Annotated in this window: 1 pseudogene; it reads left to right on the top strand. The window is 62.2% G+C overall.

Features of this window, described 5'->3' with window-relative positions:
• Positions 1–53: 53 nt before the first annotated feature.
• Positions 54–580, top strand: a pseudogene (locus TU76_RS24210) (site-specific integrase); the annotation flags it as partial.

The following is a 580-nucleotide window of genomic DNA, read 5'->3' as shown; positions in this document are numbered from 1 at the left end:
TCGAGCACTTTGAAGTGACCTGGGGTGGATTCCTTCCGGCGACGAGCGATAGCGTGGCGCGTTATCTGGTTGCGCATGGCGGGCAGCTTTCGATCAACACCTTGAAGCTGCGGCTGTCGGCGATTGCCCAGTGGCACAACAGCCAGGGGTTCGCCGACCCGACCAAGGCACCGGTGGTGCGCAAAGTGTTCAAGGGCATTCGCGCGCTGCACCCGGCGCAAGAGAAGCAGGCCGAGCCACTGCAATTGCAGCACCTGGAGCAAGTGATCGACTGGCTTGAGGGCGAAGCCCTGGCCGCACAAGCCAGCGCCGACCAGCCCGGCTTATTGCGCGCCAGGCGTGATGCGTCGCTGATCCTGCTGGGTTTCTGGCGAGGGTTTCGCAGCGATGAACTGTGCCGCTTGCAAATCGAGCACGTCCAAGCGGTTGAGGGTTCAGGGATTACCTTGTATTTGCCGCGCAGCAAAAGTGACCGCGACAACCTCGGCAAGACATACCAGACCCCGGCCTTGCAGCGCTTGTGCCCAGTACGCGCCTACAGTGAATGGCTCAAGGTTTCAGCGCTGGTGCGCGGGCCGGT

Source organism: Pseudomonas psychrophila, assembly GCF_001043005.1.
Lineage (GTDB): Bacteria > Pseudomonadota > Gammaproteobacteria > Pseudomonadales > Pseudomonadaceae > Aquipseudomonas > Aquipseudomonas psychrophila.
Note: the sequence above shows the minus strand (reverse complement) of the source record. Positions and strands in the feature narration are given on the sequence as shown.